The following is a 14,971-nucleotide window of genomic DNA, read 5'->3' as shown; positions in this document are numbered from 1 at the left end:
ACCAACTTTTGAAGTATTTTCATTTCCTTTTCGAATCTGTTGGCTGTGGGCAAAACTCACAATCAAATGAACAAACAAACAGTATTAGTTGCTGCCGGTCTAGGGCTTGCACAGCTAACGTTTAGCCAGCTGGCTAAAGCACAAAACCAAGACAGCGTCCAGTTGAAAGACGTTGTCATCAGTGCTACAAAAAATGACCAGAAACAATCGCAAACCGGTAAAGTGGTCACCATCATCAGTAGGGAAGTGTTAGACAGAAGCAATGGAAAATCACTACCTGAGCTGATCAGCGAGCAGGCGGGGATAATAGTTGCCGGATCAAGCAGTAATCCAGGCCTTAATAAATCTGTTTTCTTCAGGGGAGCAGGCAGTGCTTATGCCGTGGTTTTAATAGATGGCATTGTACAGAACGATCCTTCGGGAAATGGCGGTGCTTTCGACTTAAGGCTTTTATCAATTGATCAAATAGACCATATTGAGATTTTACGTGGCGGGCAGTCAACCATTTATGGATCGGATGCCGTAGCCGGTGTAATTAACATTATTACTAAAAAAGGTGGGCCAAAAGGAAACACCATTTACGGTGTGGCCAGTGCTGGCAGCTATGAAACCTACAAAGGAACCATTGGTTTAAACGGTGGAGTGGAGGGATTTTCTTATAACATCAATTATACCCATGCTAAAACTAATGGCATCTCTGAAGCTGCAAATCCAGCCGGTAACACTACTACGTTCGACAAGGACGGGTTTAAGACTGACGCATTGAATGCCAATTTTGGAATCAAGCTGGATAATCACTTTTCGATTAACCCTTTTGTAAGATATTATTATGGAAACTATAGTTTCGATGGTGGTGCTTTTGCTGATGCCAACAATTACTCGATATTGAAGAATTTCGCGGCCGGAACAAATGCAAGGTATGAATTTGCAACCGGAAAAGTTACTTTGAACTACAGCTATGAAGGAACCAGAAACGATGCACACAGTCAGTATCCTAGTATTACTGAAGGCCGGGTTTCGTTACTTGATTTATTTTACAACCAAAAGCTAGGAAATAAACTAGACCTCCTGGTGGGTATTGATAACCGTGTGATGAAGCTTTCTTCTGCTAATAACAAACCTGAAACCAATATTTTTGCTGCTTATGGTTCATTGTTTTTACATGATCTTAGTATTTTTAATTTAGAAGTTGGCGGACGGTACAATAAGCACGAGCAATATGGCGAAAACTATACTTATTCGATAACACCAAGTATCAACATTATAAAGGAGATTAAATTGTTTGGAACGGTTTCAACGGCATTTAAAATACCAACTTTAAACATGCTTTTCGGACAATTCGGAGCGAATCTGGCTCTGAAACCAGAAAAATCGCAAAATTATGAAGCCGGTGTTAACTTCAGTTTTGCCGATGACAAATTCAGTTTACGTGCGGCGGCTTACAAACGCGATTTAACCGATGCAATTATTTATGCTTTCCCGAATGGATACATTAATCAGATCAACCAGAAAACAAAAGGGTTTGAATTAGAACCGGCTGTAAAGCTAGGTAAATTCAATATCAATGGTTATTACGCATACGTTGAAGGGAATGAATTTAACTTCGTTGATAATGCGATTGCTGATTATCTTTTTCGCAGACCAAAACATACCTTTGGTTTAACGGCAGGTGTACAAGCTACAAATGACCTTTTTATAAGTGCAAATTACCGATATTTTGGTACGCGTAGCGATGGAAATTTCACAACCTACACTGTAGACAACCTGCCAGCATATAAATTGTTAGGCGCATATGCGGAATATGCGCTGGCGAAAAAACGTATAAAGCTCTTCTTCGATGCAAAAAACATTTTGAACGAGAAATACAATGAGATTATCGGATATAACAGCCTCGGATTTAATTTTAATACGGGTGTGATTTTTAATATCCACTAAGAAGATTTAACTTTGTATAAATAACATAAATATGTCGAATCTAAAATTCAATCCGCGTACCTTAATATTACTGTTAATGATTCTTGTAATTACAGGATTCCGTTTACTGGTAACATTTAACTCTGATGCCTTGAAGTTCGCGAACTTCTCTTCGATAGGGGCGGTTGCCTTGTTTGGCGGAGCTTATTTTAAAGACCATTTAAAAGCTTTTGCATTTCCTCTATTAAGTTTATTTTTAAGCGATTTCATATTGTCGGCAACTATCTTCAAAGAATATAGCAATGGTTTTTTATATGAAGGCTGGTACTGGACCTACTTTGCATTTGCCTTAATGGTATTGGTTGGACGTGTATTGTTAAACAAAATCAATGCTGTTAGCCTGCTGGCCTCCACTTTATCTATTGTATTGATCCACTGGATCGTTACTGATTTTGGCGTGTGGTTTAGAAATCCATCCTACACTCAGGACCTTGAAGGATTCTGGCTTTGTTTGGAACGGGCAATCCCATTTGAAATCAGATTCCTTGAGGGAACTTTAATTTACGGTGCTATCTTATTTGGTGCTTTCGAGATCTTGAAGGCCAAATACCCGGTACTGAAATTTAGCGCGCAACAAGCCTGATTAAAACTAAAATAAAGATAAGGTCCCCTTTTGATGCAAATCGAAAGGGGACTTTTTTTATCTTTATACTTTGTACTAAAGTTATTTATTATGTTAAAAGTAGTATCGTTCCTCCCTGCTGCAACCAAAATGATCTATGATATGGGTCTTCAGGATCATCTCTACGGGGTAACTTTTGAATGTCCTAAAGAAGCAGCCGGGTTACCAAAAGTTGTACGGTGTATTTTAGAGGGTAAAAATTATTCAAGCGTTGAGATTGACCGGATATTTTCTGCTTCCAAGTCACAGGGAAAAAGCCTGTACTGGGTTGACGATGACTTATTGGAAAGTATCTCTCCTGATATCGTGTTTACACAAGACCTCTGTGAGGTATGTAATATCGATACGGTGTGTACTGAAACAGCCGTAATGAAACTCAGCAAACAACCATTACTTGTTCCTCTGTCGCCTAACAACTTGCAGGACGTTTATACTTGTGCCATTACCATTGCAAGGGCATTGGGTAAAGAAGAAGTGGCATTAAGATATCTTAGTCGGCTGCAAACAAGAACTGATTATATTCTTGATCAGCTGAGGCTGAATAAGGCACCATTAAAGCGGACCATGCTAATGGAGTGGATTGAGCCTATTTACAACTGCGGTCATTGGATTCCTTTTCAGATCGCCGCTGCCGGCGGAGTGGATATGCTGTCCAATCCTGCCGGCGATTCTATTGTTACCCAATGGGATAAAATCAGAAAGTACAATCCTGAAGTACTTGTGATAGCACCTTGCGGCTTCGATGTAGACCGGAGTACATTGGAAATGGAATTATTAAGCCGGAAGGATGGATGGAATGATCTTGAAGCTGTTAAATCCAATCAGGTTTATATTGCGGACTTCGATATGTTTACACAACCCAGTATTGGTACGCTGGTTGATGGGATAGAGGCGTTGTCGTGCATGTTTCATCCTCAAATATTTCAGCCCAATCCTTTTATCAGTACAAAATTCAGATCATTTAATAGTGTACACCAAAGCATTTCAATTTAATGAAAATAGTTGTTTTAACAGGCGCAGGCATCAGTGCCGAAAGCGGTTTAAAGACATTCAGGGATGCTGACGGACTTTGGGAAGGTTACAATGTTTATGACGTAGCGACACCAGAAGCGTGGGAACGTAATCCAGTATTGGTTCAGCAATTTTATAACGAACGGCGGAAGCAGGTCATTACAGCAAAGCCTAATCGCGCCCACGAAATCCTGGCGGAACTGGAAGCTCATTTTGATGTTGAGATTATCACACAGAATATAGATGACTTGCATGAGCGTGCTGGTTCTACCAAAGTCACTCATCTCCACGGAGTTATTACCAAATCTCAATCAGACAGAAGGGCAGACCTGACCTATGTAATAGAAGGAGATGAAATCAAAATGGGAGACCTGTGCGAGTTAGGTTCTCAACTGCGCCCACATGTAGTATGGTTCGGGGAAGCTGTTCCAATGATCGAAGTAGCGGCTAAAATTTGCAGGCAGGCAGACTTATTTGTTTTGATTGGCACTTCACTGGCTGTTTACCCGGCGGCGGGCTTGATAGACTTTATACCTTCAGCAACAAAAAAATACATTATTGATCCGAGAACACCTGATGTTGGTAGATACAAAAATGTGACCACTATACAGCAGAGTGCTGTTGAAGGAATGTCGGCACTGAAAGAAATCCTGTTAAATGGCCGTTAAAAAACGTTGTATCTTTAACTGGAGTGGGGGCAAAGACAGTACATTGGCACTGCACTATGCATTGAAGGATCCAACCATTGAGATTCGTTATCTGGTTACAACTTTAACTGATGAGTTTAACCGTATATCGATGCATGGGGTTAGAGAGAGCTTGCTAATTAAGCAGGCAGAAAGCATTGGGATACCGTTGTATCAGATTCGTTTGGGTGAAATGCCTACGATGGAGCATTATGATGAAACAATGCGTATGAACCTTTTAAAATTTAAGGAGGAAGGTATTACCCATTCCATATTTGGCGACATTCACCTCGAAGACCTTCGCACTTACAGGGAAACTAAATTAGAAGAAATCGGACTAAAAGCCATATTTCCGCTTTGGAAACTGGACACTCGTTTGCTTATTCAGGAATTTTTGGAGCTGAACTATAAAACCATTATTGTATGCACACAACAAGACCTGGAGATGGTATGTGGCGAGGTAATTACCCTGGATCTGATTCATAATTTACCACCTAAAATCGACCCGTGCGGTGAGAATGGCGAATTTCATACGTTCGCTTTCCAAGGGCCTATATTTAGGAAAAAGATAGAATTTGAGCTCGGAGAAAAGGTTTTCAAAACTTATCGGGCACCTGTTGATACTGACCCTGCAGACGAAGAAGCGAAAGATACATCAAGCATATCAGGCTTCTGGTTTATTGATTTAATTAATTAATTATCTGAACCTAAAACATTTTGGCATCATTTTTTCTTTAGTAGTTGTAATTAACTAATCGCACATGGAAAGGAACATGCATCAACTGGGTTAGGTAGCTGATGTAGATCTGATTAAATTAAAACGTTATGAAAAAGATATTTGTAGTAATTGCATTAAGTTCTGTAATGTTTGCTTGTAACAACAGGGCAAAAGAAGAAGCCGCTTTGAAACAACAGGAAGCTGATAAGCAACTGGCGATTAAAGCCGTTAAAGATAGTTTAAGACTAGATTCATTTAAAAAAGCTGAAACTGCTAAAGTTGAAGCTGAAAAAGAGGCTCAACATCAGGCCGAACTTGTTGCAGCCAGAAGAGCGGGAGCAGCATCATCCAGATCTTACTCCAGCTCGGGTGGAAGTTCAAGTTCATATGGTGGTACAACACAGCCTACAGCTAAGAAAAAAGGATGGAGTGATGCCGCTAAAGGTGCTGTAATTGGTGGTGCAGCGGGTGCTGTTGGTGGTGCATTAATTGATAAGAAAAAAGGCCGTGGTGCTGTTATCGGTGGTTTAGTTGGTGCAGGTGGTGGTTATCTGATTGGACGAGGAGAAGATAAAAAAAGCGGTAGAGCTCAATAGAACAATCTATTATATATGCAAAAGGCGAATCAATAATGATTCGCCTTTTGCATATATAAGTTTTTCTCCTATTTGTATGTTGCAGCAAGCTTTAGTGCATTGTATGCATTTACAACACCACCGCTGATACATAAATCTGAAAATGGAACAGATACGTCTTGTTCGGCACCTTCTTCACCTTTTTTATATGACACGTTGTGATTTACTTTTGTAACAGACTTCACGATAATTTCCTTTACCTGAGCCGCACTCAGTTTAGGATAGTATGAACGGATTAATCCGGCTAATCCTGCAACTACAGGTGATGCCATACTTGTACCATCCAGGTTTTTATATTTCGAACCTGGAACTGTAGAATAAATCTGTACACCCGGAGCGAAAACGTCGACCTGAGTTTTACCAAAATTAGAGAAGCTTGCTTTCAAAGTCTCATCATCTTTTGGTCCAGAAGCGCCAACAGTGATCCATGAAGCAATTGTTTTTTCGTCAAGATCTTTATGGTTAGGGAAGTTGTTTTCTAAATCGATATCCTTATTCTCATTTCCAGCCGCCTGAACAATCAAAACGTCTTTTGATGCTGCATATTTCATTGCCTCATTCACTACCGCCTTATCCCACGAATAAGCTTTACCAAAGCTCATGTTGATGACTTTAGCACCATTGTCGACCGCGTACCGTATACTATTTGCAACATCCTTATCACGCTCATCACCGTTAGGCGTACAACGTACCCCCATAATAACTACATTATCAGCGACACCTGAAATACCTATTTTATTTGTTCTATCTGCGGCAATGATTCCGGCAACGTGTGTACCATGCATGGCATCCGGACCAGCAACGTCATTATTACCATAAAACTTCTCAGTAGCATCGTTAGGATTATCACCAACTATAGCACGAGGATCATAATCAAGGTTTAAATTGTATTCTGCCTGACGGGTGTAATAATCCAGTCCTTCTTTAATTTGATCTTCATAGAAATCTTTGAAACTTCCTTTCTGTAATTGTTGAGCCATTACTCCTTGAATGCGGCCTTCGACATCAGAAGCTGGCTTAAAGTTCTTAAAGTCATCTGCAGTGGGATTTTCTTTTCCGATTTTCTTTACCACAGCATCCAAGGCATTCTTAAAACCCGTTATACCTGCTAAACCTTCTCTAGCTTCTGCAAGTTGTTTTTCTAAATCTGCTCTTTCGACCTTAAAAGATTCCCAATCTTTTTTATCTTTTTCTGCTACGGTTGCATCAGTAGTATTTGCAAAACGGGTTTGGCCGCGGCGAACCAAACGGGTAAGTTCCAATGTTTCGAAATTAATGGACCCTTTGGAGCCACCAATGAAATTCCAACCATTGATATCATCAGTATAACCGTTTTTATCATCGTCTTTTCCATTACCAGCAATCTCTTTTGCGTTTACCCACATGATGCGTTTCAGGTCTTCATGTGTTGATTCAACACCACCATCATTAACTGCAACAATAACTTTGGTTGATTTTTTTCCTTTCAATAGCTCTTTGTAAGCTTTCTCTGTGCTGATACCGAAGGTAGTGTCAGATTTAAGATCAAGGTTTTGCCAGTTGGCTTTTTGTGCACTGGCAAAAAGCGGCATTGCTATCACAAATGTACCTGTAAGCAGTACATTAAATAATTTACTTTTATTCATTTAGTGTCTTTTTGTATTAAACGTCGAAAGTTAATGTTAATTTTTTTCTTTGCCCAAAATGTATTAAAAAATAATGCCCGTGGAACATGCAAAAAAAAAATCCCGGATATACCATCCGGGATTTATATACTGTTACTGGTGATAAAATTATTTTAGACTCAGCGCTATTTTCTTAGCTATCTCATCATGTTCTTCTATAACGGACAGCGTTTTGGTTGCCCATTGTTTCAAATCGGCATCTCTGTTTGCTGAACCTTCTTTAAACAAGGCGACTGTTTTATCATGATCAGTTACCATCATACCGATGTAGTGCTTATCAAATTCAGCACCTGTCAGTTTTTTCATTGCATCAATATGAATCTGGTCATCCGCAGGCAATGCTTCTGGAGTAATCACCTTTTTATTCTGAGCCAGTTCTTTAAGTTCGGCATTGGCTTTTGAATGGTCTTCCAGCATTTTAGCTGCAAAGTTCTTCACCTCCTGATTAGAAGCATTTTTTATAGCGATTTTGGAAGCCTCAACCTCCATGATGCCACCCACGGCTGCTTTCCTTAGGAACGTGGATCCGCTTTCGTCCAGGCCTGACTGAGTACTTTCTGAACCAGTAACATGGTTACCGTTAACCATCGTGGTATCTCCGCCTACACTGTCTTTTAATGTTGACGACTTTTTATCAGCAGTTTGACATGCTTGAAATGACAAAGCTCCTATTGCTATTGTAGAAATTAACAATATCTTTTTCATGTTTTCTCTAAATTTTGATTGTATATTCAGAACAAGAGAGACACAAAAAGGTTTTTGAAAGCTTTGGGATACTAGTTTCGCATATTAATAAATTGCAAAGGCTGACCAAAATCTTCAGACCTGCAAAGGTTAATGACCGCTTGCAGATCATCAATTTTTTTTGCAGTTACACGAACCTGATCATCCATAATTGAAGGTTGAACTTTCAAACCGCTTGCTTTAATTTTTGCTACTACCTTTTTAGAGGCTTCTTTATCAAGACCTTCTTTTATGGAAATCTCTTTTCGGATCATGTTACCGGATGCAATATTCTCTTTCCCAAAATCCAAACTTTTAGGGTCTAAGTTTTGTTTCATCATTCTGGAAATAATGGAACCTTCGATAGCCTTTAGCCGCATATCATCTTCAGTAACAATGGTTACAACATTTGTTTTCTTATCCAAATCGATTGTACTTTTCGATCCGTTAAAATCAAATCGGTTCAAGATTTCTTTTTTTGCATTGTTAATCGCATTGTCTAGCGTTTGCGCATCAACTTTACTCACAATATCGAAGGAAGGCATGGTTTTAGCTTTAAAATTAAAATAAGTAGATTTAGTACTTCTAAACCTATCACACAAAAAAACGAAAAATAATATGAAAACCACTAAAGCGAAGTCTCAAAAAAAAGTAACAAAAAAAGATGTCAAAAAACAACTAGAGCAGTCTTTAACCGCACAGTTTCTGGATGTGGTAAAGAGTTTAGGACATGATGTTTCAGAAATAACTACAGAAGTGGCAGAAGCCAGTAAACGTGTTGCAAAAAAACTGACCAAAAAGTTTACTATCATCAAATCAGACGTTGGAAACAAAATCGATGACTTGCTTCATTCTTCAAAGGAGAAAGCAGAAACTGCAAAGCAGGAATTAAAAAGTAAAACGAGCAAAGCAGAAAAGACAGCCGAAAAGGTAGTTAAAAAAGCGGTTTCAAAAGCGAAACCTGTTATACAAAGTGTCAAGGTTGCAGCTATTGCCTCGGAAGAAAAAGTAGTGGAAGCTATTACAAAAACAGCATTAGCAGTAAAAGACAAAGCTGCTGAGGCTGCTGACTCCACATCAACACCATTGATTAAGAAGGGGACTGAAGTGGCACAGGCAACAAAGAATTCAACACCTGCTAAAAAGAAGGCATCTACAAAAGCTGTTGAAATTACGGAAAACGATGAAGAAACAATCAGGGAACCAAAAACTGCTGTTAAAGAAGTTGCGAAAAGCAGGGTAAAAAAGTAATTTGTTAACGTTAATGGGCGAATGAATTAACATTTATTTAACAAATTAATGTGCAGTTTTGAGCATCCCTGCTTAGCAGGGATTTTTTATTTTTTACATGAGCAAAGAGAAAATCCCTTTTTTTAACCGGGAGATAAGCTGGTTATATTTTAACGACAGAGTGTTGCAGGAGGCGGCAGATGAAACTGTGCCGCTTATCGAGCGAATAAAGTTTTTATCAATTTTCTCCTCCAATTTAGAAGAGTTTTACAGGGTGCGTGTAGCAACGATTACCCGGCTAACCAACCTCAATGATAAAGCGAAAGCCCTTCTGGGTTTCAACCCGAAAAAAATCCTTAACGAGATAAAGAACATTGTCGTAAAGCAGGAACGTAAATTCGATCAATTATTTCAGGCTACATTAATTAATGAACTGGCCCAGAACAGAATCTTCATTTTAAACGATACACAACTTAACGTAAGCAGGGGGGAGTTTGTAAAGAATCATTTCCGGGATAAAATTTTGTCCAATCTCGTACCCATTATGCTGGATATGGACAGGCCATTTCCGGAATTAAAGGACAGATATCTATATTTTTTTGTGAAGCTATCGAAAAATGAGAGCAGGGTTAGAGAGAAATATGCACTTATAGAAATTCCACCAAATCTACCCAGGTTTCTGGTATTGCCCGAAACAAACGATCTAAAATTTATTATTCTTGCCGAGGACATTATCCGTTATTGCCTGGACGATATCTTTTATGTGTTTACCTATGATAGTCTGGAAGCCTATTCGATTCAGCTTACGCGTGATGCTGAACTGGACATTGATAAAAATATCAACGACAAATTTATAGAGGATTTAAAGAGCAGCCTCGAGAAACGTAAAAAGGGTAAACCTATGCGTTTATTGTATGATTCGGCTATGCCACTAAACATGCTTACGGTACTGGTTAATAAATTAAAACTGGAAGCAGAGAGTTTAATTCCTGGAAACAGGTATCACAAATTTGGAGATTTTATTGCTTTCCCGAACGTTGGCAAAAAGGAACTTGAGTACATGCCTAATGTTCCTTTGAAGGTACATGGCTTACACAGAACAGAAAGCGTTTTTGCCAAGATAGCCAAAAAAGATTATCTGGTAAACTTACCCTATCAATCTTACGACTATATTATTTTGTTTCTTCGCGAAGCAGCAATAGACCCCAAGGTTGTTGAAATTCAGATTACGCTATACCGGCTTGCTGAAAACTCGAAAGTAATCAATGCCTTGATCAATGCTGCAAAGAATGGAAAATCTGTATCTGTTTTAGTGGAGTTAAAGGCGCGGTTCGATGAACAGGCCAATATTTTCTGGACTACAAGATTGATGGAGGAGGGCGTAAAAGTAAACTATGGCTTGACAGATTACAAGGTTCATTCTAAAATTTGTTTAGTTAAGCGGATTGAGAAAGACAAACCAGTTTATTATGCCAATCTTGCGACGGGGAATTTCAACGAAAAAACTGCCGGTTTATATTGTGATCATAGTATTTTTACTGCAAAGAAAGAAATTACCAATGATCTGGTAAAACTTTTTGAGGCGCTTTCTAAACGAACTGTCACCAAAGGATTTAAGCACCTGATAGTCTCTCCATTAGAGAGCAGGTCAAAACTGATCAACTTCATTAATAGGGAAATTAGAAATGCCAAGGCAGGAAAAATTGCCTATATCATGCTTAAAGTAAACAGTTTGGCCGACGAGGGAATTATCAGCAAGTTATATGATGCAAGCAATGCCGGCGTAAAAATTCAGCTGATTATCCGAGGCATCTGTTGTTTGGTTCCCGGAATTAAAGGCTTTAGTGAAAACATCACTGCCATTAGTATCATTGATAAGTTTTTAGAACACGCCCGTGTTTATATTTTCAGTAATAACGGGAAAAACGACATGTATTTATCTTCTGCTGATTTGATGAGCAGAAACTTTGAGCACAGAGTTGAAGTGGGTTTCCCTGTACTTGATCCTGAAGTAAAGCAGGAAATACAGGATATGATAGACCTCCAACTTCAGGATAATACCAAATCCCGGCAGATCAATGCCACCAACAGCAATAAATACCATAAAAACAGGCAAAGTAAAAAAATAAGAGCCCAGGTAGATATTTACAATTATTTAAAAACCAAGCACCAGTCCTAATGTTGAGATACGCAGCTGTAGATGTCGGTTCTAATGCAGTAAGATTACTCATTGCCGATATCAGCAAACAAGACGGAGAATACAAATACAAAAAAAATACTTTAATTCGTGTACCGCTAAGGCTCGGCGATGATGCTTTTCTGGATCACCATATTTCTGAGAAGAAGGCTGGCGACCTGATCAAGACGATGCAGGCATTCAAGCATCTAATGGATGTTTACCATGTTTCCGAGTATCTGGCGTGTGCAACTTCTGCGATGCGTGAGGCCGGTAACGGACTGGATATTGTAAAGCAAATTGAAGAACAAGCTAACCTAAAGTTGGAAATTATAGAAGGCCAACGTGAAGCTAATATCATTTACGCAAATCACATTGAAGCCGAACTGGACGAGAACAAGACTTATCTATATATCGATGTAGGTGGGGGCAGTACTGAGCTTTCTGTTTTCGTAAAAGGTACTCCAGAGGCCTCAAGATCATTTAATATCGGAACCATCAGGATGCTGGACAACCAGGATAAGGAAGAAACGTGGGACGAAATGAGAGAATGGGTTAAGGAACACACCAAACACTATAAACATTTAGCAGCAATTGGTACGGGAGGGAACATTAATAAATTATTCCGCATGAGTGAAGAAAAAGATGGTGCTCCACTTTCTTTACAAAAGCTTAATGCATTATATAATAAGCTTACCAGTTTTTCTTTGAAAGAAAGAATTAATATTTTAGGCTTGAATACCGATCGTGCAGATGTAATTATTCCTGCAAGTGAGATCTATTTGACCTTAATGAAGTGGACCGGAATTAAACAGATTTACGTGCCTAAGGTTGGGATGGTAGACGGGATTATTAAATTATTGATTGAGGAGACGCTAGACTAAGCTCAGTAATGAATAATCCATTGCATTTATTTCAGATTGTTATCCGGGATTTGTGCGAAGCTAAGTAGGGTTTTGTGTAGATAGGAGGTAGACAGGACGTAGATAGGAGGTGGATTTCAGCTAGAATAGCTAATTGGGTTTAAAAGTAGTAGAGGTGTTATCTGAGACTTATGATGAAAAGAACAAAACCTATAGGGTGTCCGTACAGATGAAAAAGAGTAAGCTGGTAGAGGTGTTGGAAGAATACTTCGAGTAATTCTTCTAACGGTCCGGTTACTTTCAGATTCAAATATAGGGAAAACGGACAAAGTTATATCAAAGAAAATATCTTAGGCTCCAAATGGAACATGCACACCAATTGTAGCCTAAGAAATATTTTTTATCCTTTCAGAAGGGAAGTTGCTTTCTCATCTACAAAGAAAGTAAGCTTGCCATCAATTGGATCAATTAACTGAGAAGGGTATAAATCGAAGTTTTTTTCGGCATCACCCACCACATGCTTAATGGCTTCTGCTTTGTTCTCACCAAATACAAGAAACGCAACATGATCAGCTTTATTGATCAAGGGAGCGGTAAAGCTGATGCGGTACGTATCCAGTTTCTCAACGTATACAGACGCGATATTAACCTCTTCGTCCTTAACCAACGTGTTATTAGGGAAAATTGAAGCGGTATGCGCATCATCACCCATGCCTAAAAGAATTAAATCGAAGGACGGATCTTCACCTTTGAAATGCGTATCAATATTTTTTTTATATTCAATTGCTGCCTTTTCCGGAGACATTGAAGTGTTTACATAAAAGATATGATCTTCTTTGATAGCAAGTGGATCAAGAAGGGTGGTTTTTGCCATCAGGCCATTGTAGTCTTTATGATCGGCAGGAACGTTACGTTCATCTCCGAAAAAGAAATAAACTTTTTCCCAATCTATGCGGTGCTGGCATTCAGTAGCCAGGTAGTGGTATAATGCTTTTGGTGAGCTTCCTCCAGTGAGTACAAAATTGAAGCGATCGTTTTCTTCGATTGACATCTCCGCAATCTTGATCACGTAATCGGCCAGATCCTGGTTAAGCTCTTCGAGGGTTTTGTATATTAATAAATTCATGATTTGTTACTAATCTTTGTTTTTTAAGGGTAAGTTAAACCAATGGAAACCATCTCTCGCAATTAGTGCTTCCGCTTCTTCAGGTCCCCAGCTATCTGCAGGGTAATTAGGGAAATTAATGGATTTTTTGCTCTCCCATGTGTTTAAAATTGGCATTACAAGTTCCCACGCCGCTTCTACCTGATCCCCACGCATGAATAAAGTCTGATCACCCATCATGGCATCCAATAATAAAGTTTCGTAAGCTTCCGGGGTATCACCTTCATAAGTTCCTTTATAATCAAATACCATATCAACTGGGTTTAATACCATATCTAGGCCTGGCCTCTTTGCCTGAACTTGCAGACGGATACTCATTTCTGGCTGGATACTGATTACCAGACGATTTTGTTGCCAGTTTTCAGTAACACCTGATGAAAATATCTGGTGTGGAACATCTCTGAACTGAACAGTGATTAAAGATGATGTTTGGTTAAGTCGTTTACCTGTTCTTAGATAAAACGGGATACCTTGCCATCTCCAGTTATCAATATGGAATTTAACTGCAGCGAAAGTTTCCGTATTGGAATGTGGATCGACGCCTTTTTCCTGACGGTAACCTGGAACCTCTTTTCCTTCTACCCAGCCTTTGCTGTATTGGCCGCGGACAGTATGAAAACGAATATCTTCGGCAGAGAAAGGACGCATTGCTTTTAAAACTTCTACTTTTCGGTTTCTGATTTCATCGGCATCAAAATTAATTGGTGCTTCCATACCAATAAGGCAAAGCAATTGCAGCAGGTGATTCTGGATCATATCTCTCAAGGCACCTGAACCTTCATAGTATCCTCCACGATCCTGTACACCCAATTGTTCGGTTACAGATATTTGCACATGATCAATGTACGACCTGTTCCAAAGGGGTTCAAACAATGCGTTGGCAAAGCGGAAAGCCATCATATTTTGTACCGTTTCTTTGCCCAAATAATGATCTATACGGTAAATCTGTTTCTCAGTGAAGATGGTGCTTAATAAAGCATTTAATTCCTTAGCAGATTCAAGATCATGACCGAAAGGTTTTTCAATTACAATACGGCTGTTATCTTCATCTTGCGTAAGTTTGTATTTTTGCAGGCATTCGGCGATAATCGGGAAAAAATTAGGTGCAACAGCCAAATAGAATATTACCTGTGTACCAGCTCCATATTCTTTTTGGTATTTTTCTACAGCAGCCTTTAAGTTTTCAAATGTTTTAGGTTGTGCGAAATCGGTAGGGCAATAGTGAATGGTGTTTCCAAAATCTTCCCACTTTTCTTTTTTAACCTTTCCCGATCTGGAAAACTGATTAACAGCCTCTTCTAAAGCTGTTTTGTAACTATCGTCAGTAAATTCAGTTCTGCCGGTACCAATGATGGCGAACTTATCTGGCATATAACCTTCAATAAACAGGTTGTAAAGTGCAGGTGCGAGTTTTCTTTTATTTAAATCACCTGTACCTCCAAATATTACAAATATTGTAGGATTTAATGCGGTTTTGGTTTTCATTTTATGTAAAGCTTCGTGA

14 protein-coding genes are annotated in these 14,971 nt (G+C 39.1%); 9 read left to right on the top strand and 5 right to left on the bottom strand.

The genetic code is table 11. The features are described from left to right. Nucleotides 1-66: 66 nt before the first annotated feature. The 6 genes from AC570I_RS17795 (at nt 67) to AC570I_RS17770 (ending at nt 5,607) form a co-directional block, all read left to right on the top strand. On the top strand, nt 67-1,935 hold the full coding sequence (locus AC570I_RS17795) for a TonB-dependent receptor plug domain-containing protein (RefSeq protein ID WP_497406540.1): 1,869 nt from the start codon (nt 67-69) through the stop codon (nt 1,933-1,935). Between the two features lie 31 nt (nt 1,936-1,966). Next, nucleotides 1,967-2,557: a DUF6580 family putative transport protein gene (locus AC570I_RS17790; RefSeq protein ID WP_047797830.1), complete on the top strand. Its 591-nt coding sequence runs from the start codon at nt 1,967-1,969 to the stop codon at nt 2,555-2,557. Between the two features lie 90 nt (nt 2,558-2,647). Further along, a complete protein-coding gene (locus AC570I_RS17785) occupies nt 2,648-3,589 on the top strand; it encodes an ABC transporter substrate-binding protein (RefSeq protein ID WP_497406539.1) in 942 nt (313 codons plus the stop codon). Beyond that, nucleotides 3,589-4,275, top strand: a complete 687-nt coding sequence (locus AC570I_RS17780; protein WP_497406538.1) for an SIR2 family NAD-dependent protein deacylase — start codon at nt 3,589-3,591, stop codon at nt 4,273-4,275. Before AC570I_RS17785 ends, AC570I_RS17780 begins: the two co-directional genes overlap by 1 nt. Continuing rightward, a complete protein-coding gene (locus AC570I_RS17775; RefSeq protein WP_497406537.1) occupies nt 4,265-4,990 on the top strand; it encodes a Dph6-related ATP pyrophosphatase in 726 nt (241 codons plus the stop codon). The genes AC570I_RS17780 and AC570I_RS17775 overlap by 11 nt, the downstream gene beginning before the upstream one ends. A gap of 128 nt (nt 4,991-5,118) precedes the next feature. Beyond that, nucleotides 5,119-5,607, top strand: coding sequence for a YMGG-like glycine zipper-containing protein (locus AC570I_RS17770; RefSeq protein WP_047797826.1), 489 nt, complete (start codon nt 5,119-5,121; stop codon nt 5,605-5,607). Nucleotides 5,608-5,675: 68 nt separating this feature from the next. Here the strand turns inward: AC570I_RS17770 and AC570I_RS17765 are convergent, their stop codons facing one another. The 3 genes from AC570I_RS17765 to AC570I_RS17755 all read right to left on the bottom strand — a co-directional run bounded on the left by AC570I_RS17765 (nt 5,676) and on the right by AC570I_RS17755 (nt 8,578). Next, complete coding sequence (locus AC570I_RS17765; RefSeq protein WP_497406536.1) at nt 5,676-7,271, bottom strand: S8 family peptidase; 1,596 nt, start codon at nt 7,269-7,271, stop codon at nt 5,676-5,678. A gap of 147 nt (nt 7,272-7,418) precedes the next feature. Next, a complete protein-coding gene (locus AC570I_RS17760; RefSeq protein WP_497406535.1) occupies nt 7,419-8,015 on the bottom strand; it encodes a DUF4142 domain-containing protein in 597 nt (198 codons plus the stop codon). Nucleotides 8,016-8,086: 71 nt separating this feature from the next. After that, nucleotides 8,087-8,578 carry a YajQ family cyclic di-GMP-binding protein gene (locus tag AC570I_RS17755; protein ID WP_047797823.1) on the bottom strand — a complete coding sequence of 164 codons (492 nt, stop codon included), beginning with the start codon at nt 8,576-8,578 and terminating at the stop codon, nt 8,087-8,089. A gap of 73 nt (nt 8,579-8,651) precedes the next feature. Here AC570I_RS17755 and AC570I_RS17750 point away from each other — a divergent pair, with 73 nt between their 5' ends. The 3 genes from AC570I_RS17750 (at nt 8,652) to AC570I_RS17740 (ending at nt 12,323) form a co-directional block, all read left to right on the top strand. Beyond that, nucleotides 8,652-9,284, top strand: coding sequence for a hypothetical protein (locus AC570I_RS17750; RefSeq protein ID WP_497406534.1), 633 nt, complete (start codon nt 8,652-8,654; stop codon nt 9,282-9,284). Between the two features lie 97 nt (nt 9,285-9,381). Then, nucleotides 9,382-11,442, top strand: a complete 2,061-nt coding sequence (gene ppk1 / locus AC570I_RS17745; RefSeq protein WP_497406533.1) for a polyphosphate kinase 1 — start codon at nt 9,382-9,384, stop codon at nt 11,440-11,442. Then, nucleotides 11,442-12,323, top strand: coding sequence for a Ppx/GppA phosphatase family protein (locus AC570I_RS17740; RefSeq protein WP_497406532.1), 882 nt, complete (start codon nt 11,442-11,444; stop codon nt 12,321-12,323). The genes ppk1 and AC570I_RS17740 overlap by 1 nt, the downstream gene beginning before the upstream one ends. Nucleotides 12,324-12,702: 379 nt before the next feature. On the opposite strand, the gene pgl is transcribed toward AC570I_RS17740, so the two are convergent. Beyond that, nucleotides 12,703-13,428, bottom strand: coding sequence for a 6-phosphogluconolactonase (pgl, locus tag AC570I_RS17735; protein WP_497406531.1), 726 nt, complete (start codon nt 13,426-13,428; stop codon nt 12,703-12,705). Between the two features lie 9 nt (nt 13,429-13,437). Next, nucleotides 13,438-14,952 carry a glucose-6-phosphate dehydrogenase gene (zwf, locus tag AC570I_RS17730; protein ID WP_047797816.1) on the bottom strand — a complete coding sequence of 505 codons (1,515 nt, stop codon included), beginning with the start codon at nt 14,950-14,952 and terminating at the stop codon, nt 13,438-13,440. Between the last annotated feature and the right edge of the window lie 19 nt (nt 14,953-14,971).

Source organism: Pedobacter sp. A2324 (assembly GCF_059693705.1).
This window is presented reverse-complemented; position numbering and strand designations above follow the sequence as displayed.

Excerpts from the sequence above, each read along its gene's own strand:
- AC570I_RS17795 (WP_497406540.1), top strand. The coding sequence starts at position 67 with ATGAACAAACAAACAGTATTAGTTGCTGCCGGTCTAGGGCTTGCACAG.
- AC570I_RS17790 (WP_047797830.1), top strand. The coding sequence starts at position 1,967 with ATGTCGAATCTAAAATTCAATCCGCGTACCTTAATATTACTGTTAATG.
- AC570I_RS17785 (WP_497406539.1), top strand. The coding sequence starts at position 2,648 with ATGTTAAAAGTAGTATCGTTCCTCCCTGCTGCAACCAAAATGATCTAT.
- AC570I_RS17780 (WP_497406538.1), top strand. The coding sequence starts at position 3,589 with ATGAAAATAGTTGTTTTAACAGGCGCAGGCATCAGTGCCGAAAGCGGT.
- AC570I_RS17775 (WP_497406537.1), top strand. The coding sequence starts at position 4,265 with ATGGCCGTTAAAAAACGTTGTATCTTTAACTGGAGTGGGGGCAAAGAC.
- AC570I_RS17770 (WP_047797826.1), top strand. The coding sequence starts at position 5,119 with ATGAAAAAGATATTTGTAGTAATTGCATTAAGTTCTGTAATGTTTGCT.
- AC570I_RS17765 (WP_497406536.1), bottom strand. The coding sequence starts at position 7,271 with ATGAATAAAAGTAAATTATTTAATGTACTGCTTACAGGTACATTTGTG.
- AC570I_RS17760 (WP_497406535.1), bottom strand. The coding sequence starts at position 8,015 with ATGAAAAAGATATTGTTAATTTCTACAATAGCAATAGGAGCTTTGTCA.
- AC570I_RS17755 (WP_047797823.1), bottom strand. The coding sequence starts at position 8,578 with ATGCCTTCCTTCGATATTGTGAGTAAAGTTGATGCGCAAACGCTAGAC.
- AC570I_RS17750 (WP_497406534.1), top strand. The coding sequence starts at position 8,652 with ATGAAAACCACTAAAGCGAAGTCTCAAAAAAAAGTAACAAAAAAAGAT.
- ppk1 (WP_497406533.1), top strand. The coding sequence starts at position 9,382 with ATGAGCAAAGAGAAAATCCCTTTTTTTAACCGGGAGATAAGCTGGTTA.
- AC570I_RS17740 (WP_497406532.1), top strand. The coding sequence starts at position 11,442 with ATGTTGAGATACGCAGCTGTAGATGTCGGTTCTAATGCAGTAAGATTA.
- pgl (WP_497406531.1), bottom strand. The coding sequence starts at position 13,428 with ATGAATTTATTAATATACAAAACCCTCGAAGAGCTTAACCAGGATCTG.
- zwf (WP_047797816.1), bottom strand. The coding sequence starts at position 14,952 with ATGAAAACCAAAACCGCATTAAATCCTACAATATTTGTAATATTTGGA.